Here is a 25,011-nt window from a genome sequence, read left to right as displayed (position 1 = left end):
GTGGTCCGCCCCCGGGAGGGGACGGACCACAACGGCCTTCTTCCATGCGCCGGTTCAGGCGGAAGCGGTCTGCCCCTGCTCCTGCCCCTGCCCCTGCTCCTTGCCCAAGTCCTTGCCCTGGTCCTGGTCCTTCCCGGGCCCGGGAAGGAGCGAGCTGAGCACCGTGGTCAGGACGAAGATGGCCACGTTGGCCCAGAGGATCGCCCCCGTCGCCGAGCTGAAGTGCTCCGGCCCGGCGTCCTCTCCCGGCCCGCTCTCCACGCTCCGGAAGTAGAAGGCGCCCAGGACGGCGACGCCGACCGCGGAGCTGAACTGGATGGCCGCGTTCAGCACACCCGAACCGGCCCCGGCGTCCTGCGGCGGCACGTCGCCGAGAACCACGGCGGTGAGCACGGGCGTGGTGAGGCCCATGCCACAGCCCATGAGCAGTTCGGCGGCGGCCAGTTGCGGCCAGGACAGGTCTCCCCCGCCGGCCGAGTGCACCGTGAGCAGCGTCCACAGCGCGCCGCAGACCATCAGCAGGGAACCGGCCCCGACGCACAGCCGGCCGCGCCCCTCGCCGAACTTCCAGGCGACCTGGAAGGTGACGGTGATGCCGGCCGGCCAGGCCGCCGTGACCAGCGCGGTCTTCATCACGGACCAGCCGAGTCCCACCTGGAGGTGGTAGGTGACGACGAGGAAGAACGAGGCGACGCCGCTGAAGACCAGCAGCGTAATGAGCAGCCCGACCACGGTGGACCGGTGCCGGAAGAGGGTCGGCGGGACCAGTGCCGATCCGTCGCGCCGGTACCGCCTGGCCTGTTGCCCGGCGAACACGGCGAACAGCACGCACCCGGCGGCCGCGAGGCCGAACATCCAGCCCGGCCAGCCCTGTTCGCGCCCCTGCACCAGCGGATAGAGGACGCCGAGCGAGGCAACGGTGAGCAGGACCACGCCCAGGATGTCGAGGCGCAGCGGTTCGTCCGAGCGCGACTCGGGCATGCTGCGGCGGCCCAGGAGCAGGGCGAGCGCTCCCAGCGGCACGTTGAGCAGGAAGATCGACCGCCAGCCGAGCCCCAGGATGTCGAGCTCGGTGAGCACGCCGCCGAGCATCGGGCCGCCGACGCTGCCCACGCTCAGCGCGGCGCCCAGCACGGCGAACGCCCGCGCCCACTCCTCCCGGCGGAACATGGTGACGATGACGGACACGGCCTGGGGGACCATCAGGGCGGCCATGAAGCCCTGCGCGAACCGGCCGGCGACCAGCATCTCGGGCACGGTGGCGGCACCGCACACCACGGATGCCAGCGTGAATCCGGCCACGCCGGTCAGGAACAGCCGCTTGCGGCCGTAGATGTCACCGAGGCGTCCACCGGTGATCAGGAAGAGGGCGTACGCCAGGGTGTAGCCGACCAGTGTCCACTGGGCCGTGGTGAATCCGGCGCCCAGGTCCCGCTGGATCTCGGGCAGGACGACGGTGACGGCGTTCGCGTCGAGGTTGTCGAGGAACGAGGCCAGGGTCACCACGGCGAGGGCCACCCAGCGGTACCGCGGCGCGGCCGCCTGTCCGGTGTCGCCGTTGGGACCCTCCGGACCGTTGGGACCCTCCGGACCGTCCGAGTCGCGGGGCTGAGTTTCGGCGGAAGTCGATTTCGTCGTCACGGTGGTGCTCACCTGCCCATTCCGAGTACGGCGTCCAGGGCCTGGTCCATCTCGTCGTCGGTCAGTTCGCCCGCCGCCTGCAGCGCGTCGGCGGCGGCGCCGGCCGCCGCGACGGTCTCGGGCCGCGCGAGTTCGAGGAGCTGGGCGAGCAGCCCGCTCTGCTGCAGTTGCTCGGTCGAGACCCTGCTCAGCGCCCATTCCGCGGCCTTCGCCGGGTCCTGCGGCGGTCCTGACTCCCCGGCGTCCTGCGCCAGTTCGAGGCGTACGTGCAGGAACTCGGCGATGGCCCGTGGGGTGGGGTAGTCGAAGGCCAGCGTGCTCGGCAGCGGTACCTGGGCCTGCGCGGTGAGCCGGGTGCGCAGCTCCACCGCCATCAGGGAGTCCCAGCCGAACTCTCGCAGCGGTTTGTCCGCGGGAACGGTGTCCGCGCTCTGCAGCCCGAGCACCCCGGAGACCTCCTGGCGCACCTCTCGCAGCAGCGCGGCGACCTGGTCCGCGGCGGGCAGTCCGACGAGGCGCTCGCGGAACGACTCGGTGCGTACCGCCGTCTCCCTGGCGCGCCGCAGCCTGGGGCGTGCCAACGCCCGGAAGAGCGGCGGCACTTCGGCCCCCTCGCCCAGGGCTGCCACGTCGAACTTGACCGGCACCAGATGGGTCTCGGGGCGGCCGAGCGCGGCATCGAGCAGCCGGGTTCCCTCCTGCGCCGTCAGGGCCTGCGAGCCGCGCCTGCTCAGCCGGGAGAGCTCCGCCTCGCCGAGGTGGGCGGTCATGCCGACACCGGCCTGCTCCCACAGCCCCCAGGCGAGGCTGACGGCGGGCAGGCCGAGCTTGCGACGGTGTGTCGCGAGCGCGTCGAGGAACGCGTTCGCCGCGGCGTAGTTGCTCTGTCCGGGGGCGCCCAGCGTGCCGGCCGCCGAGGAGAACAGCACGAACGCGGCGAGCTCCAGGCCCGCCGTGAGTTCGTGCAGGTGCAGTGCGCCGGAGACCTTCGGTGCGAGGGCCCGTGCGAACCGCTCCGTGTTCTGGTTGCGCAGGACACCGTCGTCGAGCACCGCCGCGAGGTGGAAGACCCCGGTCAGCGGGTGCTGCGGATCGATTTCGGCGAGGACGCGGGCCACTTCGTCGCGACTGCTCACGTCGCAGGCGAGGACGCGTACGGTGGCCGCGCCGGCCCCGGTCAGTTCCGCGACCAGTTCGTCGGTGCCGGGGGCTGCGGGGCCACGGCGCGAGGTGAGGACGAGGTGGCGCGTGCCGTGTTCCTCGACGAGACGCCGTGCCACCGACCGGCCGAGTTCGCCGGTGCCGCCGGTCAGCAGGACGGTGCCGTCGCGGTCCAGGGGCTGCGGGACGGTCAGGACCAGCTTGCCGACGGTGCGGCCCTGGGCCATGATCCGGAAGGCGCTCGGGGCCTCGCGGACGTCGAACGCCGTGTGCTGGAGCGGCTGTACGGCGCCCTTCTCCAGGAGTACGACGAGTTCGCGCAGCATCTCCTGAATGCGGTCGGCGCCGCTCTCGACCAGGTCGAAGGCGCGGTAGTGGACGCCGGGGTGCGAGGCGGCGACGTCGGCGGCGTCCCGCAGGTCGGTCTTGCCCATCTCCAGGAACCGGCCGCCGCGCGGCAGCAGGTTCAGCGACGCGTCGATGAACTCGCCGGTGAGGGCGTTGAGTACGACGTCCACGCCCGTGCCGCCGGTGGCCGGCAGCCAGGTGTCGGCGAAGTCGGTGGTGCGCGAGGACGCGATGTGGTCGTCGGCCAGTCCCAGCCGGCACAGCGCCGGCCACTTGCCGGGGCTGGCCGTGCCGTAGACCTCGCAGCCCGCGTGCCGGGCGAGCTGGACGGCTGCCTGTCCCACACCGCCGGCCGCGGCGTGGATGAGGACCTTGTCGCCCGGGTTCAGCGTCGCGAGGTCGGTGAAGGCGTAGTGCGCGGTGAGGTAGGCCAGCGGGACGGTCGCCGCCTCGACGAACGAGAGCGCGTCGGGGATGCGGACCATCCAGCGCGCGTCCACCCGTACCTCGGAGCCGAAGGTGCCGACGGCCATGCCCATCACCCGGTCGCCGACCCTCAGGTCGCCGACTCCCGGGCCGGTTTCGAGGACGACGCCCGCGCATTCCAGACCGAGCTTCGGAGCGTGCACCATGTCGAGCGCGTTGAGCACGTCGCGGAAGTTCATGCCGGATGCGCGGATGCCGATACGGACGTGACCCTCGGCCAGCGGTTCGCTCCGGTCGACGGGCCGGAAGACGAAGGTGTCCAGCCGCCCCTTCTCCTCGATGTCCAGGTGCCACGGCTGCTGCCGTACGTCGGGCACGAGCGTGTCCGGTGTGCCCGTGCGCCCTGCCCGTACCAGCCGGGGTGCGAGCACGTGCTCGCCGCGCACCACCGCTTCCGGCTCGGTGCTCACGGTGAGCACCCGGTGCAGCAGGTCCCGCTCGGGCGGCTCGGGGCCGAGGTCGACGAGGCGGAAAACGTGCTCGGGGTGTTCGGTCCTGGCCGACCTGACCAGGCCCCACAGCGGGGCGTGCGCGAGTCCTACGATCTCGTCCGTCGGGCTCGCGGCGACCGCCTGGCGCGTCACCCAGACGACCTCGACGCCTTCGGAGCGCGGGTCGTCCAGGAATCCCTGGAGCCATTGGAGCATCGCGGCCGTGGCGGACCCGACGCGCCGGTCGAGGGCCTCGGCGGCGTCGTCCGCGGCGGCGGGCGACGTCAGGTCGACGACGATCCTGCCGGGCAGTCGGCCGCTCTCGTCAAAGAGGGCGGAGGCGGATGCGGTGCAGATGTCGGCCGCCGCTTCGATTCCGAGCACCTCGGTCACGACGCCGCCGTGGCCCAGGACCGTCGGGCCGCCGGGCCGCTGCGGGGTGTGTGCGGGCTGCTCGGGCAGCGGCTGCGACGGGTACTCGACGCGGTAGAGGTGCTCGGTGTCCTGGGCGTCGCCGCCCTGGAACTGTGCGGCACCCGCCCGCTTCAGCTCCAGGCCCGCCACGCTCGCCACGGGCTCGCCCGCCGCGTCGGCGGCCAGGATCGTCGCCGTGGTGTCGCCCGTGAGCTCGATGCGTACGCGCAGCTCCCGGCCACCGGTGGCGAACAGCTGCACGCCGGCCCATTGGAAGGGCAGCAGAGCGCCCTTGTCATGGCCGTCCTGCCCGCCGGCACCGCCGACGTCGGTCGCCGCGAAGGTGTGCAGAGCGGCGTCGAGGAGCGCGGGGTGGAGGGCGAAGTCGTCGGCGGAGGAGTGCGCTTCGTCGGGGAGGCGTACGAGCCCGTAGGCGGTGTCGCCCTTGCGCCACAGTTCGGTGAGGCCCTGGAACGTCGGTCCGTACTGCAGACCCTGCGCGTACAGCCCGTCGTAGAAGCCGTCGAGAGCCACCCGCTGTGCACCGGCCACCGGCCACTGCCGCAGCTCGGCGGCTGCCGAATCGGCGGCGCCTTCGGGCAGCGCATCGCTCAGCACGCCGGTGGCGTGCAGGGTCCAGGGCGCCGCCTCCGCGCCGTCGGGACGGCTGTACATCTCCACCGGACGACCCGCGCCGTCGGCTGCGGACCCGACCTTGGCCTGGAAGCGGAGCGCCTCCTCGGCCGGGAGCACCAGGGGTGCGAGCAGGGTCAGTTCGTGGACGGTGGTCGCGCCGACGTAGTGGGCCGCGGTGAGGGCGAGGTCGAGGAGTCCGGTGCCGGGGACGAGGACGGTGTCGAAGACGGCATGGTCCTTGAGCCACGGCTGGTCCGCCAGGGAGAGGCGCCCGGTGAAGACGTGCCCTTCGCCGTCGGCGAGCTCGGTGACGGCGCCGATCCAGGGGTGCCGGGAGGCATCGAGACCGAGGGACTGGGCGTCGCCGGTGGGGCGGGGTGCGTCGAGCCAGTAGTGCTCACGCTGGAAGGCGTAGGTGGGCAATGGCACGACAGCGCCATGACTGCCGGGCAGGACCTTGTCCCAGTCGAGGGGGTGACCCTGGACGTGCAGGAGGCCGAGATTGTGCAGCAACTGCTCCCGGCCGCCGTGTTCGCGGGCCAGGGAGCCGACCACGATGCCGTCGTGCTCAGCGCTGCCGTCGGTCAGCGGCATCGACAGGACCGGATGGGCGGAGACCTCCACGAAGACCGTGTGACCGTCACCCAGGAGCGCTTCCAGGGCACGGTCGAAGCGGACCGTTTCGCGGAGGTTGCGGCACCAGTAGTCTCCGTCCAGCGCCGTACCGTCCAGCAGACCACCGGCGACGGTGGAGTAGAACGCGATGTCACCGGGTGCCGGGGCGAGGCCTGTGAACTCCTCCGCCAGGCCCGGCAGCAGCGGATCCATCTGGGCGTTGTGCGAGGCGTAGTCCACCCGGATCGTCCGCGCGAACACACCCCGCTCCTGCAACTCGGCCACCAACTCGGCCAGTTCAGCAGTCTGGCCGGACACGATCGTCGAACCCGCCGTGTTCACCGCCGCCACCGACAAAGCGTCTCCGTACGGGGCGAGGAACTCCTCCACCTCGCCCACCGGACGCTCGATGACCGCCATACCGCCCTGACCCGCACACGCCAGCACCGCCTGCGAGCGGGCCGCCACGATCCGAGAGCCCTGCTCCACAGAGAGAGCACCGCTCACCACTGCGGCCACCACCTCGCCCTGCGAATGACCCACCACGGCGGACGGCTCGACACCCCAGGAACGCCACAGCGCGGACAACGCCACGCCCATCGCGAACAAGGCGGGCTGCACCACATCCACCCGGTCCACCGGAGGATGCTCACCCCCCGCACCCGCCAGAACCTCACGCACCGACCAACCCGTGAACGGCCTCAACGCCACGTCACACGCATCCACCGCCGCCGCGAACACCTCGCTGGAGGCCAGCAGCTCACGACCCATACCGGCCCACTGCGCCCCCTGACCCGGGAACACGAAGACAACCTTGCCCGGGTCTCCGGCCACAACTCCCTGAACTGCAGCAGCATGTGACTGCCCATCAGCAAGAGCACGCAGACCCTCGACGGCCTGGTCAACGGTGCCGGCGGTGACAGTGGCACGCGACGGGAAGTGCGTGCGGTGCCGGGCCGCCGTGACCGCCACATCCGCAAGGGACACACCCTCACGGCCCTCCAGCCACTCCGCCCAACGCCCCGCCTGCTCCCGCAACGCCTCCCCGTCACGCCCCGAAACAACCACCGGAACCGGAACCGGAACCGCAGGAGTCTCCGCCGATTCCGGACCGGTCGCCTTCCGGGGCGCCTCTTCCACGATCACGTGCGCGTTCGTCCCGCTCAGTCCGAACGACGACACACCCGCCCGACGCACCCGGGACTCGTCGCGCCGCCACGGGCGGGCCTCCTGCAGCAGTTCGATGCCGCTGCCCTCCCAGTCGATCAGTGTGCTGGGCTCCTGCGCGTGCAAGGTCGCGGGCAGCGACTCGTGCTGCAAGGCCAGCACCATCTTGATCACACCGGTCACACCCGCAGCCGCCTGCGCATGCCCGATGTTCGACTTCGACGAGCCCAAGTAGACCGGAGCCCCGGCCTCCCGGCCCGGTCCGAACACCTCGCCCAGCGCACCCGCCTCGATCGGATCACCCAGCGACGTCCCCGTGCCGTGCGCCTCAATCACATCAATGTCGGCGGGAACCAGCTTCGCCGCCTCCAACGCCTCCTCAATCACCCGACGCTGGGAGGGACCGTTCGGCGCCGTCAGCCCCTGGCTCCGCCCGTCCTGGTTCACCGCCGAACCCCGGACCACCGCCAGCACCCGGTCACCATCACGCTCCGCCACCGACAACCGCTTCAGCACCAGCACGCCCACACCCTCGGACCACCCCGTGCCGTCGGACGCGGCCGAGAAGGACTTGCACCGGCCGTCGGGGGCGAGTCCGTTGAGGCGGGAGAACTCCACGAACGGCGTGGGCGTGGACATCACGGTCACTCCGCCTGCGAGGGCGAGTTCGCATTCGCCCTGGCGCAGGGCGGACGCCGCCAGGTGCAGGGTCACCAGGGACGACGAGCACGCCGTGTCGACGGTGATCGACGGACCCTGAAGCCCCAGGGCGTACGAGACCCGGCCCGAGACGACGCTGGAGGCGTTGCCCGTACCGACGTATCCGTCGAGCTCCTCCAGGCCTCGGCCCTGCTGGCCCGCGTAGTCGGACCCCATGGTGCCGAGGTAGACGCCGGTGCGGCTCTCGGTCAGGACGTCGGGCCGGATGCCGGCTCGTTCCAGGGCTTCCCAGGACGTTTCGAGCACCAGCCGCTGCTGCGGGTCCATCGACACCGCCTCACGCGGCGAGATTCCGAAGAAGCCCGCGTCGAAGTGCTCGGCTCCTTCGATGAACCCGCCTTCGCGGATGTAGCTCTTGCCGACGGCCTTCGGGTCGGGGTCGTACACGTCCAGGGCGTCCCAGCGGCGCGGGAACGGCCCGATCGCGTCGCGGCCGCCGGACAGCAGGTCCCAGAACTCCTCCGGAGTCGCGATCCCGCCCGGCAGCCGGCACGCCATCGACACCACCGCGATCGGCTCGTCGGAGGTCCGGGAGGCCTGGTCCGCGTCTCGGCGGGCAGGTGCCGCGGACTTCGTCCCACCGGTCAACTCAAGCCGGTTCAGGAGCAGTTCGGCTATTGCTGCGGGGGTGGGGTAGTCGAAGGCCAGGGTGGGCGGCAGGGTGAGGCCGGTGGCGGCGGACAGACTGCGGCGGAGTTCCACCGCAGTCATCGAGTCCATACCGAGGCTCTGCAGGACCTTCTGCTCGCCGATGCTCTCCGGCCGCGTGCCGCCGAGGACGAGGGCGGCCTCCTGCCGGACGAGGGCGACGAGTGCGGCGTGCCGCTCCGCCGCGGGCAGGACCGCGAGCTGGTCGCGCAGCCCGGAGCGGGAGTCGGAGCCGCTCTCCGTGCGCCGCCGCCGAGTCCGTACGAACCCGCGCAGCAGTGCGTGGACCGCGGTTCCTCGGTCCGCCTCGCGCTGCATTGCCGCGAGTTCGAGCCGTACGGGCACGAGGTGGGCCCGGTCGCAGGTCAGGGCCTCGTCGAGGGCGCGCAGCCCCTGGTGTTCGGTCAGTGCCCCGACGCCTTGGCGGCGCATGCGGGCGAGGTCCGCCCGGCCGAGGCCGGCCGACATGCCGTCGCCGCTCTGCTCCCACAGGCCCCAGGACAGGGCGACGGCCGGCCGGCCCGCGCGCCGGAGCCGTACGGCGAGGGCATCGAGCCAGGCGTTCGCGGCGGCGTAGTTGCTCTGGCCTGGGCCGCCCAGGACGCCCGAGACGGAGGAGAAGAGCACGAAGGCGGACAGGTCGAGGTCCGCCGTGAGTTCCGCAAGGTGGGCGGCGCCCGCCACCTTGGGTGCCATGACGCCGTGGAGGCGGTCCTCGTCCTGGTCGGCGAGGAGTGCGTCGTCGGTGACACCGGCCAGGTGGAACACGGCGGTCCACGGGTGTCCGGGGGCGGCGGCCGACAGCACGGCGGCCGCCTGGTCCCGGTCGGCGACGTCGCACGCGACGACGAGGACCGACTCGGCCCCGGCCTCGGTCAGTTCGCGTACCAGGTCGTCGGCGCCCGGTGTCTGCGGACCGCGCCGGGAGGTGAGCACCAGACGGCGCACGCCGTGCGTGCGCACCAGGTGGTGGGCCACCCGTCGGCCGAGCTCTCCGGTGCCTCCGGTGACGAGCACCGAGCCCTGCGGGTCGAGCGGACGGGCCACTTCCACACCCGTGCCCGCGTCCGTACCCGTGCCCGTGCCCGCGTCCGTACCCGTACCTGCACCCCCCTCCGCACCCGTGCCCGGTGCCGTGGCCCCGGTCTGCGGTACCAGGCGCGGGATCAGTACGTCGGTGCCGCGAACGGCGGTCTCCGGCGCGTCCGCCATGGACAGTGCGCCGGTGAGGGCCCGGGGGTCCGGGTCGCGCGTGCCGAGGTCGAGCAGGCGGATCGCACGGTCGGGGTGTTCACCGCGCACGGCGCGGACGAGGCCCCACACGGGGGCGTTCGCAAGGCCGTCCAACAGGTCGTCCGCCGTGGCGGCGACGCTGTCGCTGGTCGCCCAGAGGAACTCCGCGGACCCCAGACGCTGTTCGCCGAGGAGGTGCTGTGCCGTGCGCAGTGCGTGCGCGGCGGCGTGCAGGGCGGCGCTCACGGTCTCGTCCGTGGAGCGAGCATCGACGACGTCGACGACGAGGAGGTCCGGTGCGCTCTCGCCCGCGTCCAGCCGGGCTGTCAGCGCAGCGGTGTCGGCGCAGTGCGCGACGGCGGGGACGGCCGTGCCGGACACGCCGTCGGTCCCGTACGCACGGGTGAGGAGTTCGGCGAGTTCTCCCTGTCCGCCGATGACCCAGATCCGCTCGGCCGTGGTCGCGGCCGTCCTGCGCGGCAGCCGCTGCGGCTCGAACGTCAGGGCGTAGAGGTGTTCCGCACGTTCGCCGGCGCCGATCTGTTCGGCCGTCGCCTCGCGCAGGCGCAGTGCGTCGACCTTCAGTACGGGTCGGCCCTGTGCGTCCGTCGCGTGGAGGGACGCCGAGGATTCCGTACGGTCGAGACGCACGCGGACCCGCAGGGTCCGGCTCTCCGCCGCCCAGCATTCGACGCCGCTCCAGGCGAAGGGCAGCAGGGCGCTGCCGGTACCGCCGTCGGAGGTGTCCTCGACGCGCAGCGCGGCGAGGCTGTGCAGGGCAGCGTCGAGGAGGGCCGGGTGCACTCCGTAGTCCTGCGTCGCCAGGCCCTCGGGCAGGTGCACCAGTGCGTAGGCGGTGTCGTCCTTGCGCCACAGTTCGGCCAGGCCCTGGAAGGCGGGGCCGTACTCGATGCCCAGGCCCCGGAGTTCGTCGTAGTAGCCGTCGAATGCGACGGGCTCGGCGCCCGGCACCGGCCATTGGGCCAGTTCGTCCGTGGGGACATCGGCGTCGGCTGAGCTGTCGGCGGGGTTCTCCAGGAGTTCGCCCGAGGCGTGCAGGCGCCATTCCTCCCCGGCATGGTCCTCGGGGTGGCTGTAGATCTCGACGGTGCGCGGGGTGTCGTCCCCGGACGCGCCGACCACGACCTGAAGTCGCACCGCCTCGCGCAGGGCGAGCGGTGCGAACAGGGTCAGCTCGCCGACGCCCGCGGCTCCGGTGCGGTGTGCGGCCGTGAGGGCCAGTTCGAGCAGGCCGGTGCCGGGGACGAGGGCGCTGCCGTGGACGACGTGGTCCTGGAGCCAGGGGTGCTCGGCGGGCGAGAGCTTGCCGGTGAAGAGGTGGCCCTCGCCGTTGGCCAGTACGGTGGCGGCGCCCAGCCACGGATGTGCGGAGCGCTCCAGGCCCACGGAGGCAAGGTCGCCGGAGCGTGGCGGCGGTTCGGGCCAGTAGTGCTTGCGCTGGAAGGCATACGTCGGCAACCCGACCGGTACCCCGCCCTCCAGCACCCGCTCCCAGGCGATCTCCTGCCCCGCCACATGCAACTCACCCACGGCACGCAGCAACGCACCCGCCTCGTCCACCACCCCATCAGGACCGGGCCGCTGCGACGCAACGAACCGCGCCCCCTCACCCACCACACACTCCGCAGCCATCGCGGACAGCACCGCCGCCGGACCACACTCCAGATAGCGGCCGACCCCCCGACCCTCCAACACCCGCACCACATCCAGGAACCGCACCGCATCCCGCGCCTGCCGCACCCAGTACTCCACCCCCCGCACACCCACACCCACAGCAACATCGGAGCCCACCCACTCACCCGTCACCGACGACACAAACCCCAACCGCGGCGCCCCCAACCGACACCCCGCCACCACCCCCGCATACTCCTCCAGCATCACCTCCACATGCGCACTGTGAAACGCATGCGACACCTCCAGCACCCGCGTACGCCGCCCCAACCCCGTAAACCGCTCCACCACCTCAAGAACCGCGGACCCGTCCCCGCTCACCACCGTCTGCAACGGACCATTCACACCCGCCACACCCACACGGCCCGCAACCCCCGACAACACCCCCAACACCTCAGACTCCGACGCCTCCACCGACGCCATCACACCCCCACGCTCACACCCCTGCATCAACCGCCCACGCGCCACCACCAACCGCGCCGCATCCCCCAGACCCAGCACACCCGCCACATAAGCAGCCGCCAACTCCCCCACCGAATGCCCCGCCACCACACCCGGCACCACACCCCACGACTCCCACAAACGGAACAACCCCACCTCCACCGCAAACAACGCAGGCTGAGCAAACTCCGTCTCATGCACCAACACACCCACACCACAACCAGACCCCACACCCGCACCCGCACCCGACCCCGCACCCGCAAACAACACCTCCTTCAACGGACGCGACATCAACGGATCCAACACCCCACACACCTCATCAAACACCGCACGAAACACCGGAAACGCCTCATACAACCCACGCCCCATCCCCACCCGCTGACCACCCTGCCCCCCGAACAACACAGCCAACTCACCCCCACCCACGACACCGACATCCCCGTGTCCATCGGCGAGCGTGCGGAGACCTTCGACGGCCTGGTCGACGGTGCCGGCGGTGACCGCGGCGCGGGTCGGGAAATGGGTGCGGTGGATGCCCGCGGTGCGTGCCACGTCCGCGAGGGACACGTCTCCCCGGTCTTCGAGCCACTCGGCCCAGCGCCCGGCCTGCTCCCGTACGGCTGTCTCGTCGCGCCCGGAGACGACGATCGGGAGGGGGCTCTGCGGCGCATCGGCGACGGCGTCGGCGATCTCGGCGGCCGGTGCTTCCTCCAGGACGAGGTGTGCGTTCGTACCGCTCAGGCCGAACGACGACACACCCGCCCGGCGGGCCCGGGTCTCGTCGCGCTGCCACGGGCGGGCCTCCTGCAGCAGCTGAAGACCGCTGCCCTCCCAGTCGATCAGCGCACTGGGCTCCTGCGCGTGCAACGTCTGCGGCAGTGACTCGTGCTGCAACGCCAGCACCATCTTGATCACACCGACCACACCCGCAGCCGCCTGCGCATGACCGATGTTCGACTTCGACGAACCCAGCCACACCGGCCGGTCCACCGAACGCTCCGGCCCGAACACCTCCCCCAGCGCACCCGCCTCGATCGGGTCACCCAAGGACGTCCCCGTACCGTGCGCCTCGATCGCGTCGATGTCCGACGGCGTGAGCCGCGCCGCCTCCAGCGCCTCCTCGATCACCCGACGCTGGGAGGGACCGTTCGGCGCCGTCAGCCCCTGGCTGCGGCCGTCCTGGTTCACCGCCGAACCCCGGACCACCGCCAGCACCCGGTCACCATCACGCTCCGCCACCGACAACCGCTTCAGCACCAGCACACCGACACCCTCGGACCAGCCCGCACCGTCCGCACCCGCACCGAAGGACTTGCACCGGCCGTCCGCAGCCATCGCCTTGAGACGGGAGAACTCCACGAACAGGGACGGCGCGCTCATCACCGTCACCCCGCCCGCCAGCGCGACGTCGCACTCGCCCTGACGCAGGGCGGTCACCGCCAGATGCAGCGCGACCAGCGACGACGAGCACGCCGTGTCGACGGTCATGGCAGGGCCCTGCAGCCCCAGGGCGTACGAGACCCGGCCCGACAGGATGCTGGAGGCCTTGCCCGTACCGACGTATCCGTCCAGTGCCTCCAGGTCGTGCGCCTGGACGTCTCCGAAGTCGGAGTTCATCGTGCCGAGGTAGACGCCCGTCCGGCTGCCCGACAGGTCCTCGGGACGTACCCCCGCCCGCTCCAGGGCCTCCCACGAGGCTTCGAGGACCAGCCGCTGCTGCGGGTCCATCGACACCGCCTCACGCGGCGAGATCCCGAAGAACTCCGCGTCGAAACGCTCCACGTGCTCGTCCGCGAGGAACCCGCCCTCACGTGCATAACTCTTGCCCACCGACTCCGGGTCCGGGTCGAACAGTTCGAGCCCCTGCCACCGGCCGGGGAAACCGCCCACCGCGTCACCGCCCTCGGACAACAGCTCCCAGAACTCCTCCGGAGACGCGATCCCGCCCGGCAGCCGGCACGCCATCGACACCACCGCGATCGGCTCGGTGCGGACGGCCCTCTCCACATCGAGGTCCTTCTCGGCCTTGAGCAGCGCTGTCGTGGCACGCCTCAGGTAGGACTCGAGCTTGTCGATGTCGGGCGTGCTCATGAGCGGACTCCAAACTTGTCGTCGAGGAACTGCAGAAGGTCTTCGGTGCTGTCGGCTTCGAGCGCGACCGCGCCCGCCTCCGCTTTCGTGTCTGTGTCCGTGCTCGTGCTCGTGCTCCGGGTGACGGTCTTCGCGAGACCTTCCTTGAGGTCGAGGAAGAGCGCCGCCAGACCTTCCGTCTCCAGCTGTTTCGGCGTCACGGCCCGCAGCAGGTCCACCAGGGAGTCGATCTGCACCGCCGTCGGGGCGGCGTCCCGGCGGCGTCCGTGCGCGGGGCGCGCCCCGGCCTCGGCCGGCTCCGCAGGTGCCAGCTGTTCCAGCAGGTACGTGGTGATGTCGTCCGGGGTGGGGTAGTCGAAGGCGAGCGTGGCGGGCAGCGCGGCCCCGGTTTCCGCGGCGAGCCGCCTGCGCAGTTCCACCGCCGTCAGGGAGTCGAGCCCCGCCTTCTTGAAGACCTGTCGGGCGTCCACGCTGTCCGTGCCGGGCAGACCGAGCACGACGGACGCCTCGCGGCGGACGATCTGGAGCACCGTGCTTCGGCGCTCCTTGACGGACAGCTGCGCCAGTCGGTCGCGGAGCGCGGCCGGTGCCGCCTCCGCTTCCCCGGCACGGCGGAGTCGGCTGCGCAGGAGGGAGCTGAGCAGCACCGGCACGTCCTCTCCCTTGTCGACGCCGCGCTGCAGTGCCCCCAAGTCCAGCTTGACAGGGACGAGTTGGGATTCCGGCCGGGCCAGGGCCGCGTCCAGGAGCCGCAGGGCCTGCCCCGGGTCCAGGGCGGAGATGCCCTGGCGGCGCAGGCGGGCGAGTTCGGCGGAGCCGAGGGACGCGGTGAGACCGGTGCCCTCCTGCTCCCACAGACCCCAGGCCAGACTGGTGGCGGGCAGCCCCAGACCCCTGCGGTGTGCGGCGAGCGCGTCGAGGAAGGTGTTGGCGGCGGCGTACGTCGACTGGCCCGCACCACCCAGCACACCGGCCACCGAGGAGTAGAGGGCGAACAGGGTGATCCGGAGCCCCAACTCCTCGGTGAGTTCGTGGAGATGGAGGGCTCCGGCCACCTTGGGCGCCATGACGGCCCACAGCCGGTCCGGGTCCTGGGCCGCGAGGAGCCCGTCGTCCAGTGCGGCGGCCAGGTGCACCACACCGGTCCACGGGTGGTCCTCCGGCACGTCGGCCAGCAGCCGTGCGAGCTGGTCCCGGTCCGTCACGTCGCAGGCCACGATGCGCACGCTCGCGGCTCCTTCCTCTTCCAGATCCCGTACGACGTCGTCGGCGCCGGGCGTCCGCGGGCCGCGCCGCGAGGTCAGTACAAGGTGGCGCACTCCGTGCTCGCGTACGAGATGGGCCGCGGTCCGCAGGCCGAGTTCGCCCGTGCCGCCCGTGATCAGGACGGTGCCGTGGGGGTCGGAGCGGGGCACGTCGCTGTCGGTGCTGTCGGTGCTGTCGGTGCTGTCGGTGAGGCCGGGGACGGGGCCCGGGCCGGTGGCGCGGACCAGGCGGGCGGCGAGGATCTCTTCGCCGCGTACCGCCAGCTCCGGTTCTCCTGCTGTGCCGAGGGCCCGTGCCAGCGTCGGCGCGAGCGTGTCGGCGTCGACCAGGCGGACGGTCCGCTCGGCCTCTTCCGTACGTGCGGCGCGGAGCAGCCCCCACAATCCGGCACGCGGCAGGTCCCGTACGCCGTCCCCGGTGTCCACCGCGCCGGCGGTCACCCACACCAACTCCGATGATTTCAAGAGCTCTTCGCCCAACAGGCGCTGCAGCGTCACCAGGGCGTCGGAGGTCAGTTCCCTGACAGCTCCGACGTTCTGTCCACCGTGCCCGCCCGGAACGTGCGGTGCGCCGTCGGAGCCGGTCGCGCCCGTCGCGCCTGTGGCGTCGACAACCAGTCGAGCGGGCGCCTCCCACCCGTCTGCGAGACCGGCAGCGAGAGCATCCACATCAGCCACATGTCGGGCCTCCAATGCGTTCGAGAGAGCACCGTCACCACCGAGCACCCAGGTCCGCACGGCCCTGTCCTGGGTCGTCGGGCGCACCGGCCGGAACTCCACCCGGTACAGGTGTTCCACGGGCCGTCCGGCCCTGATCTGCTGTGCGGCCGCCTCGCGCAGCCGCAGCGCGCGGACTCCGGCAACCGGGTTGCCCTGCGCGTCCGCCGCCCACAACCGGGCGCTGGACCGTTCGGCGTCCAGATCGATACGGACGCGGAGCGTGGAGCTGCCCGCGGCGTGCAGGTCCACCCCCTCCCACTCGAAGGGCAGGAGCACCCGGCAATCGGTCTCGTCCAGGTCCCGCACCGCCTGCAGGGCGTGGAGCGCGGCGTCGAGGAGCGCAGGATGCACCCCGTAGTCCTGACCGGGTACGTCCTCGGGCAGCCGGACCAGGCCGTAAGCGGTGTTGCCGTCGCGCCACAGCTCGGTCAGGCCGCGGAACGCGGGGCCGTACGCGATGCCCTGCGCGTCGAGCCGCTCGTAGAACCCGTCCAGGCTCACGGGTTCCGCTCCGGCCGCTGGCCAGGTGCGCAGCGCGTCGAAGCCGTCGGCGCCTGCAGAGCCTTCGCCGGGGCCTTCGTCAGGGCCTTCGCCGAGGAGCCGGCCGGTGGCGTGGCACGTCCACCGGTCCTGCTCCGATTCGGGGCGGCTGTAGACGCTGAGGGTGCGCTCACCGGCCAAGTCGGGTGCGCCTACGGTGACTTGGAGGTGCACGCCGTCGGTGCCGTCGAGGATCAGCGGCTCGGACAGCGTGAGTTCGCCGACGCGACCCCCGCCCGTCTCGCGCGCGGCCACCAGGGCCAGTTCGAGCAGTCCCGTTCCCGGTGCCAGGACGGTGCCGAAGACGGCGTGGTCCTTCAGCCAGGGATGGAGGGCCGGCGAGAGACGGCCGGTCAGCAGGTGGCCCTCGCCACTGGCCATCGTGGTGACGGCGCCCAGCCACGGATGCCGGGGAGAAGCGAGGCCCATCGAGTGCACGTCGGCGGTGGGGCGGGGTGCGTCGAGCCAGTAGTGCTCGCGCTGGAAGGCGTAGGTGGGCAACGGCACGACAGCACCGCGAGCGGGGAGGACCTTGTCCCAGTCGAGGGGGTGACCCTGGACATGGAGCAGATCGAGATTGTGCAGCAACTGCTCCCGGCCGCCGTGCTCGCGAGCCAGGGAGCCGACCACGATGCCGTTGTGCTCGGCGCTGCCGTCGGTCAGCGGCATCGACAGGACCGGATGCGCCGACACCTCCACGAACACCGTGTGGCCATCACCCAGAAGTGCTTCCAGCGCCTTGTCGAAGCGCACCGTCTGGCGGAGATTCCTGCACCAGTAGTCCCCGTCCAGCGCTGTACCGTCCACCAGACCACCGGCGACCGTGGAGTAGAACGCAATGTCACCGGACGCCGGGGCGAGGTCTGTGAACTCCTCCGCCAGGCCCGGCAGCAGCGGGTCCATCTGGGCGTTGTGCGAGGCGTAGTCCACCCGGATCGTCCGCGCGAACACACCCCGCTCCTGCAACTCACCCACCAGTTCGGTGAGTTCGGCGGTCTGACCGGACACGATCGTCGAACCCGCCGTATTCACCGCCGCGACCGACAGCGCGTCCCCGTACGGGGCGAGGAAGTCCTGCACCTCCGCCACCGGGCGCTCGATGACCGCCATACCGCCCTGACCCGCACACGCCAGCACCGCCTGCGAACGGGCCGCCACGATCCGAGAGCCCTGCTCCACAGTGAGAGCACCGCTCACCACCGCGGCCACCACCTCACCCTGCGAGTGCCCCACCACCGCAGACGGCTCCACACCCCACGACCGCCAGTGCGCAGCCAGAGCCACGCCCATCGCGAACAGCGCGGGCTGCACCACATCCACCCGGTCCACCGGAGGATGCTCACCACCCGCACCCGCAAGAACCTCACGCACCGACCAGCCGGTCAGCGGCCTCAGTGCCGCGTCGCATGCATCCACCGCCGCCGCAAAGACGTCACTCGACGCCAGCAGCTCACGCCCCATCCCCGCCCACTGCGCACCCTGACCGGGAAAGACGAACACGACCTTCCCCGGGCTACCGGCCACACCCGAGACCACACCCTCGTGAGCAGCGCCACCGGCGAGCGCACGCAGACCCTCAACCGCCTCACCGACACTGCCCGCAGTCACCGCAGCCCGCGTACCAAAGTGCGTCCGGTGCACGCCCGCAGTCCGCGCCACGTCCGCGAGAGACACGTCCTCCCGGTCTTCGAGCCACTCGGCCCAGCGCCCGGCCTGCTCCCGTACGGCTGTCTCGTCGCGCCCGGAGACGACCACCGGCAGCGCCACCGACGGGCCGTCCGAATCCGACTCCGGCTCCGCCCGTACCGCCGACTCGGCCACAGCCGGTTCCTCGATGATCACGTGTGCGTTCGTACCGCTCAGGCCGAACGACGACACACCCGCGCGACGCGCCCGGGACTCGTCGCGCTGCCACGGGCGGGCCTCCTGCAGCAGCTGAAGACCGCTGCCCTCCCAGTCGATCAGCGCACTCGGCTCCTGCGCATGCAACGTCTGCGGCAGCGACTCGTGCTGCAACGCCAGCACCATCTTGATCACACCGACCACACCCGCAGCCGCCTGCGCATGACCGATGTTCGACTTCGACGAACCCAGCCACACCGGCCGGTCCACCGAACGCTCCGGCCCGAACACCTCCCCCAGCGCACCCGCCTCGATCGGGTCGCCCAAGGACGTCCCCGTACCGTGCGCCTCGATCGCGTCGATGTCCGACGGCGTGAGCCGGGCCGCCTCCAGCGCCTCCTCGATCACCCGACGCTGGGAGGGACCGTTCGGCGCCGTCAGCCCCTGACTCCGCCCGTCCTGGTTCACCGCCGAACCCCGGACCACCGCCAGCACCCGGTCACCATCACGCTCCGCCACCGACAACCGCTTCAACACCAGCACACCGACACCCTCGGACCAGCCCGCACCGTCCGCACCCGCACCGAAGGACTTGCACCGGCCGTCCGCAGCCATCGCCTTGAGACGGGAGAACTCCACGAAGGTCGCCGGGGTGGACATCACTGTCACGCCGCCGACGATGGCCGCTTCGCATTCGCCCTGGCGCAGGGCGGACGCCGCCAGGTGCAGCGCGACCAGCGACGACGAGCACGCCGTGTCCACCGTGATCGACGGACCCTGAAGCCCCAGGGCGTACGAAACCCGGCCCGAGACGACGCTCGACGCCTTGCCCGTACTCACATATCCGTCAAGAGCCTCCAGATCGCGGCCGTAATCGCCGTAGTCGGAGTTCATCGTGCCGAGGTAGACGCCCGTCCGGCTGCCCGACAGGTCCTCGGGACGTACACCCGCCCGCTCCAGGGCCTCCCAGGACGCTTCGAGGACCAGCCGCTGCTGCGGGTCCATCGACACCGCCTCACGCGGCGAGATCCCGAAGAAGCCCGCGTCGAAACGCTCCACGTGCTCGTCCGCGAGGAACCCGCCCTCGCAGCCGTAGCTCTTGCCCTCCGCCGCAGGGTCCGGGTCGAACAGGTCGAGCCCCTGCCACCGGCCGGGGAAACCGCCCACCGCGTCACCGCCCTCGGACAACAGCTCCCAGAACTCCTCCGGAGACGCGATCCCGCCCGGCAGCCGGCACGCCATCGACACCACCGCGATCGGCTCGTCGGAAGTCGGGGAGGCCTGGTCCGCGTCTCGGCGGGCAGGTGCCGCGGACTTCGTCCCACCGGTCAACTCAAGCCGGTTCAGGAGCAGTTCGGCGATGGCGGCAGGGGTGGGGTAGTCGAAGGCGAGGGTGGAGGGGAGGGTCAGGTCGGTCTCGGCCGAGAGGCGGCGGCGGAGCTCGACCGCCATGAGCGAGTCGAAGCCGAGCTCCTTGAAGACCTTCTTCCCGTTGACGGCCTCGGGGCCGGACATGCCGAGGATCGTGGCGGCCTCCCCGCGCACCAGGTCGGTGAGGTGGGCGAGCCGGTCGGTCTCGGCCAGGGCGAGCAGCCGCCCGTGCAGGCCGGCGGGGGTTGCCCCGGCCCGGCCCGCGCGTCGGCGCGGGGCGCGCAGCAGGGAGCGCAGCAGCGCCGGTGCAGAGGCTTCACCTTCGCCGTCCAACTCCCGTTGTATGCCGGTGAGTTCGAGCTTCACCGGGACGTGGTTGGCCTCGGGTTGGGCGAGCGCCGCATCGAGGGCGGCGAGACCCTGCCGAGGGGTGAGCGGGCCGACGCCCTGGCGGCGCAGGCGGGCGAGTTCGGCGGAGCCGAGGGACGCGGTGAGACCGGTGCCCTCCTGCTCCCACAGACCCCAGGCCAGACTGGTGGCGGGCAGCCCCAGACCCCTGCGGTGTGCGGCGAGCGCGTCCACGAAACTGTTGGCGGCGGCGTACGTCGACTGGCCCGCACCACCCAGCACACCGGCGGCCGAGGAGTACAGGACGAACGCGGCCAGGTCGAGGCCGAGGTCGCGGGAGAGTTCGTGGAGGTGGGTGGCACCGTGCGCCTTGGGGCCCCACACGGTGGCCAGGCGCTGCGGGGTCTGGGCGGTGAGCAGGCCGTCGTCGAGGACCGCCGCCAGGTGGAAGATGCCCGTCCAGGGCCGGTCGGCACCGGTGAGGAGTTCCTCGGTACGGGCGCGATCGGCGAGGTCACAGGCGACGATCCGTACGGACTCGGCGCCTGCCTCGGTGAGTTCGGCGGTCAGGCCGTCGGCGCCGGGTGCGTCGGTGCCGCGGCGCGAGGTGAGCACGAGGTGCCGCACCCCGTGGGCGCGTACCAGGTGGTGGGCGGTCCGGCGGCCGAGCTCGCCGGTGCCGCCGGTGATCAGGACCGCGCCGTCCGGGTCGAGGGCGGAGTGCGCCGGGGTGGCTGCAGGTGCGGCGGGGGCGGCGGGGGTGCTGGCGGATCGGACCAGGCGGGCGGCACGGAACTCGCCGCCGCGAACCGCGAGTTCCGGCTCTCCGGGTACGAAGGGGGTCGCGGCGGGGTCGACGAGCGTGTCGGTGTCGACCAGGTGGATCGCCCGCTCGGCGTGCTCGCTGCGGGCAGTACGGAGCAGCCCCCACAGCGGCGCGTGCGTCAGGTCGCGTACGCCCGCGCTGTCGCCGACGTCCACCGCATGGGCGGTGAGCCAGAGCAACTCGGCCTGTTCCAGGCGCGGTTCGGCAAGCAGTCGCTGCACGGTGCGCAGCGCGGTGGCGGTCGCCTGGATCGGGTCGGGGGCAGGGGCGGGCTCGGAGGCGGCACCGGTGGCGGGGGCGGACGTGGCACCGGTGGCGGGGATGGACGTGGTGCCGGTGGCGGGGATGGACGTGGTGCCGGTGGCGGGGATGGACGTGGTGCCGGTGGCGTCCACGACGATACGTTCCGGGGCGACGGCGTCCTGGTCCGCGTCGAGCCGGGCGATCAGCCGGTCGAGGGCGTCGGGGTCGGCCGCGTCGAGGACCTCGACGGTGGTCGCGGGCCGGGCCACCAGCCCGGGTGTCTCACGGAACTCGACGCGGTAGAGGTGTCCGTCGGCGGAACCGGCGGCGCGCAGCTGTTCGGCGGTGGCCTCGCGCAGGTGGAGCTCCCCGTGCGCCACGGGCCGCCCGGCCGGATCGGTCGCCCAGAGCCGCAGGCTGTGGTGCGCGCCGTCGAGGTCGATGCGGACGCGCAGCTCGGTGGCGCCGGACGCGTGCAGTTCCACACCGGTCCACTCGAACGGCAGCAGCACCTGCGCGCCCGGGTCCTTCTGCACTGCGGCCATGGTGTGCAGCGCGGCGTCCAGGAGAGCCGGGTGCAGGCCGAACTCGTCGGCCTGCAGACCGTCGGGGAGGCGTACGAGCCCGTAGGCGGTGTCGCCCTTGCGCCACAGTTCGGCGAGGCCCTGGAAGGCCGGGCCGTACTCCAGGCCACGGGCGCGGAACGCCTCGTAATAGCCGTCGAGCTCGACGTGTTCGGCCCCGGAGACGGGCCAGTGGGCCAGCTCGTCGAAGCCGGTACCGGTTGCCAAGTCGCTTGTGGAACCGGCTAGTTCACCGCTCGCGTGGTGCCGCCAGGGTGCGTCGTCGGGGGCGTCTTCCGGGCGGCTGTAGAGGGCGATCGTCCGGTGTCCGTCGGGGGCCTGGCCGGTCACGGTGGCCTGGATGCGGACGCCTGCGGTCCCCGAGACGACCAGGGGTTCCAGCAGGGTCAGTTCGTGGACGGTGGTCGCGCCGACGTAGTGGGCCGCGGTGAGGGCGAGGTCGAGGAGTCCGGTGCCGGGGACGAGGACGGTGTCGAAGACGGCGTGGTCCTTCAGCCACGGCTGGTCCGCCAGGGAGAGACGCCCGGTGAAGACGTGCCCTTCGCCGTCGGCGAGCTCGGCGACGGCGCCGATCCAGGGATGCCGGGAAGCATCGAGACCGAGGGACTGGGCGTCACCGGTGGGGCGGGGTGCGTCGAGCCAGTAGCGGTCGCGCTGGAAGGCGTACGTCGGCAACGGGACGAGGGAGCCGTCGCTACCGGGCAGGACCTTGTCCCAGTCGAGGGGGTGACCCTGGACGTGCAGGAGGCCGAGATTGTGCAGCAACTGCTCCCGGCCGCCGTGCTCGCGGGCCAGGGAGCCGACCACGATGCCGTTGTGGTCGGCGCTGCCGTCGGTCAGCGGCATCGACAGGACCGGGTGCGCGGACACCTCCACGAAGACGGTGTGGCCCGAGTCGAGCAGCGCACTCAGGGCGCGGTCGAAGCGCACCGTCTGGCGGAGATTCCGGCACCAGTAGTCTCCGTCCAGGTACGTACCGTCCAGCAGACCGCCACTGACGGTCGAGTAGAACGCAATGTCACCGGACGCCGGGGCGAGGCCTGTGAACTCCTCCGCCAGGCCCGGCAGCAGCGGGTCCATCTGGGCGTTGTGCGAGGCGTAGTCCACCCGGATCGTCCGCGCGAACACACCCCGCCCCTGCAACTCACCCACCAGCTGGGCCAGTTCGGCCGTCTGACCGGACACGATCGTCGAACCGGACGTATTCACCGCCGCGACAGACAGCGCGTCCCCGTACGGGGCGAGGAAGTCCTGCACCTCCGCCACGGGCCGTTCAATGACCGCCATACCGCCCTGACCCGCACAGGCCAGCACCGCCTGCGAACGGGCCGCCACGATCCGAGAACCCTGCTCCACAGTGAGAGCACCGCTCACCACAGCGGCCACCACCTCACCCTGCGAATGACCCACCACGGCGGACGGCTCCACACCCCAGGACCGCCAGAGCGCAGCCAGAGCCACGCCCATCGCGAACAGCGCGGGCTGCACCACATCCACCCGGTCCACCGGAGGATGCTCACCACCCGCACCCGCAAGAACCTCACGCACCGACCAACCCGTGAACGGCCTCAACGCCACGTCACACGCATCCACCGCCGCCGCGAACACCTCACTCGACGCCAGCAGCTCACGACCCATCCCCACCCACTGCGCACCCTGACCGGGAAAGACGAACACGACCTTCCCCGGCCGCCCCGCCACAACTCCCTGCACAACAGCATCATGTGACTGTCCATCAGCCAACGCACGCAGACCCTCAACCGCCTCACCGACACTGCCCGCAGCGACGGCAGCACGCGACGGGAAATGGGTACGGTGCCGGGCCGCCGTCACCGCCACATCGGCAAGGGACACACCCTCCCGGCCCTCCAGCCACTCCGCCCAACGCCCAGCCTGCTCCCGCAACGCCCCCTCATCACGCCCGGAGACGACCACCGGAACCGGAACCGGCAACGCCACATCCTCAACGTCCGCCACCTCACCGGCCGGTGCTTCCTCCAGGACGAGGTGTGCGTTCGTACCGCTCAGGCCGAACGACGACACACCCGCACGGCGGGTCCGGGTCTCGTCGCGCTGCCACGGGCGGGCCTCCTGCAGCAACTCAAGACCGCTGCCCTCCCACTCGATCAGCGCACTCGGCTCCTGCGCGTGCAGGGTCTGCGGCAGTGACTCGTGCTGCAACGCCAGCACCATCTTGATCACACCGACCGCACCCGCAGCCGCCTGCGCATGCCCGATGTTCGACTTCGACGAACCCAGATACACCGGAACCCCGGCCTCCCGGCCCGGCCCGAACACCTCCCCCAGCGCACCCGCCTCGATCGGATCACCCAGCGACGTCCCCGTACCGTGCGCCTCAATCGCATCAATGTCGGCGGGAACCAGCTTCGCCGCCTCCAACGCCTCCTCAATCACCCGACGTTGAGAAGGACCGTTCGGCGCCGTCAGACCCTGACTCCGCCCGTCCTGGTTCACCGCCGAACCCCGGACCACCGCCAGCACCCGGTCACCGTCACGCTCCGCCGCCGACAGCCGCTTCAGCACCAGCACACCGACGCCCTCGGACCAGCCCGCACCGTCCGCACCGGCGCTGAAGGACTTGCACCGGCCGTCCGCAGCCATGCCCTTGAGACGGGAGAACTCCACGAACAGGGACGGCGCGCTCATCACCGTCACCCCGCCCGTCAGCGCGACGTCGCACTCGCCCTGACGCAGGGCGGTCACCGCCAGATGCAGCGCGACCAGCGACGACGAGCACGCCGTGTCCACAGTGATCGACGGACCCTGAAGCCCCAGGGCGTACGAAACCCGGCCCGAGACGACGCTCGACGCCTTGCCCGTACTCACATAACCGTCAAGAGCCTCCAAGTCGCGGCCGAGGTGGCCGTAGTCGGAGCTCATCGTGCCGAGGTAGACGCCGGTGCGGCTCTCGTTCAGTGCGCCCGGCAGGACGCCGGCTCGTTCCAGGGCCTCCCACGAGGCTTCGAGGACCAGCCGCTGCTGCGGGTCCATCGACACCGCCTCACGCGGCGAAATCCCGAAGAAGCCCGCGTCGAAACGCTCCACGTGCTCGTCCGCGAGGAACCCGCCCTCGCGTGCGTAACTCTTGCCCACCGACTCCGGGTCCGGGTCGAACAGGTCGAGTCCCTGCCAGCGCGACGGCAGCCCGCCCACCGCGTCGCCGCCCTCGGACAACAGCTCCCAGAACTCCTCCGGAGTCGCGATCCCGCCCGGCAGCCGGCACGCCATCGACACCACCGCGATCGGCTCGGTGAGCTTCGCCTCCAGGTCCGCCGCACGCTTCTGAAGCGCGCGGATGGCGGGCAGTGCGGCCTTCAGGTCCTGCTGTGTGTTCGACACCATCGAGCCTTTCTGCGCGATCACCGCAAGCATCGGCAGGCGCATGACGCGGTCGTCTTCGACGCGGGTGGGAAGCAGTTGTGCCGGCCGTGGGCAGAAACCGGTGCCGGTGCGGTCAGCCAATCCGCGCACGCTTGAGCCCTGGTGGACGGTTCCTCAACGTGGGTGCGGAGCCCCCGGGGGGGGGG

Annotated in this window: 3 protein-coding genes; all 3 read right to left on the bottom strand. The window is 71.7% G+C overall.

Annotated features, from left to right (window positions below; genetic code table 11):
• Window positions 1-54: 54 nt before the first annotated feature.
• Genes ACH4SP_RS37515 through ACH4SP_RS37505 form a run of 3 tightly spaced genes read right to left on the bottom strand, consistent with a single transcriptional unit; the run spans window position 55 to window position 24,826 of the window.
• Window positions 55-1,653: an MFS transporter gene (locus tag ACH4SP_RS37515; RefSeq protein WP_398422041.1), complete on the bottom strand. Its 1,599-nt coding sequence runs from the start codon at window positions 1,651-1,653 to the stop codon at window positions 55-57.
• Window positions 1,650-13,724 carry an SDR family NAD(P)-dependent oxidoreductase gene (locus ACH4SP_RS37510; RefSeq protein ID WP_398422039.1) on the bottom strand — a complete coding sequence of 4,025 codons (12,075 nt, stop codon included), beginning with the start codon at window positions 13,722-13,724 and terminating at the stop codon, window positions 1,650-1,652. The genes ACH4SP_RS37515 and ACH4SP_RS37510 overlap by 4 nt, the downstream gene beginning before the upstream one ends.
• Window positions 13,721-24,826, bottom strand: coding sequence for an SDR family NAD(P)-dependent oxidoreductase (locus tag ACH4SP_RS37505; RefSeq protein ID WP_398422037.1), 11,106 nt, complete (start codon window positions 24,824-24,826; stop codon window positions 13,721-13,723). The genes ACH4SP_RS37510 and ACH4SP_RS37505 overlap by 4 nt, the downstream gene beginning before the upstream one ends.
• Between the last annotated feature and the right edge of the window lie 185 nt (window positions 24,827-25,011).

The organism is Streptomyces sp. NPDC021093, from assembly GCF_044333135.1.
Lineage (GTDB): Bacteria > Actinomycetota > Actinomycetes > Streptomycetales > Streptomycetaceae > Streptomyces.
This window is presented reverse-complemented; position numbering and strand designations above follow the sequence as displayed.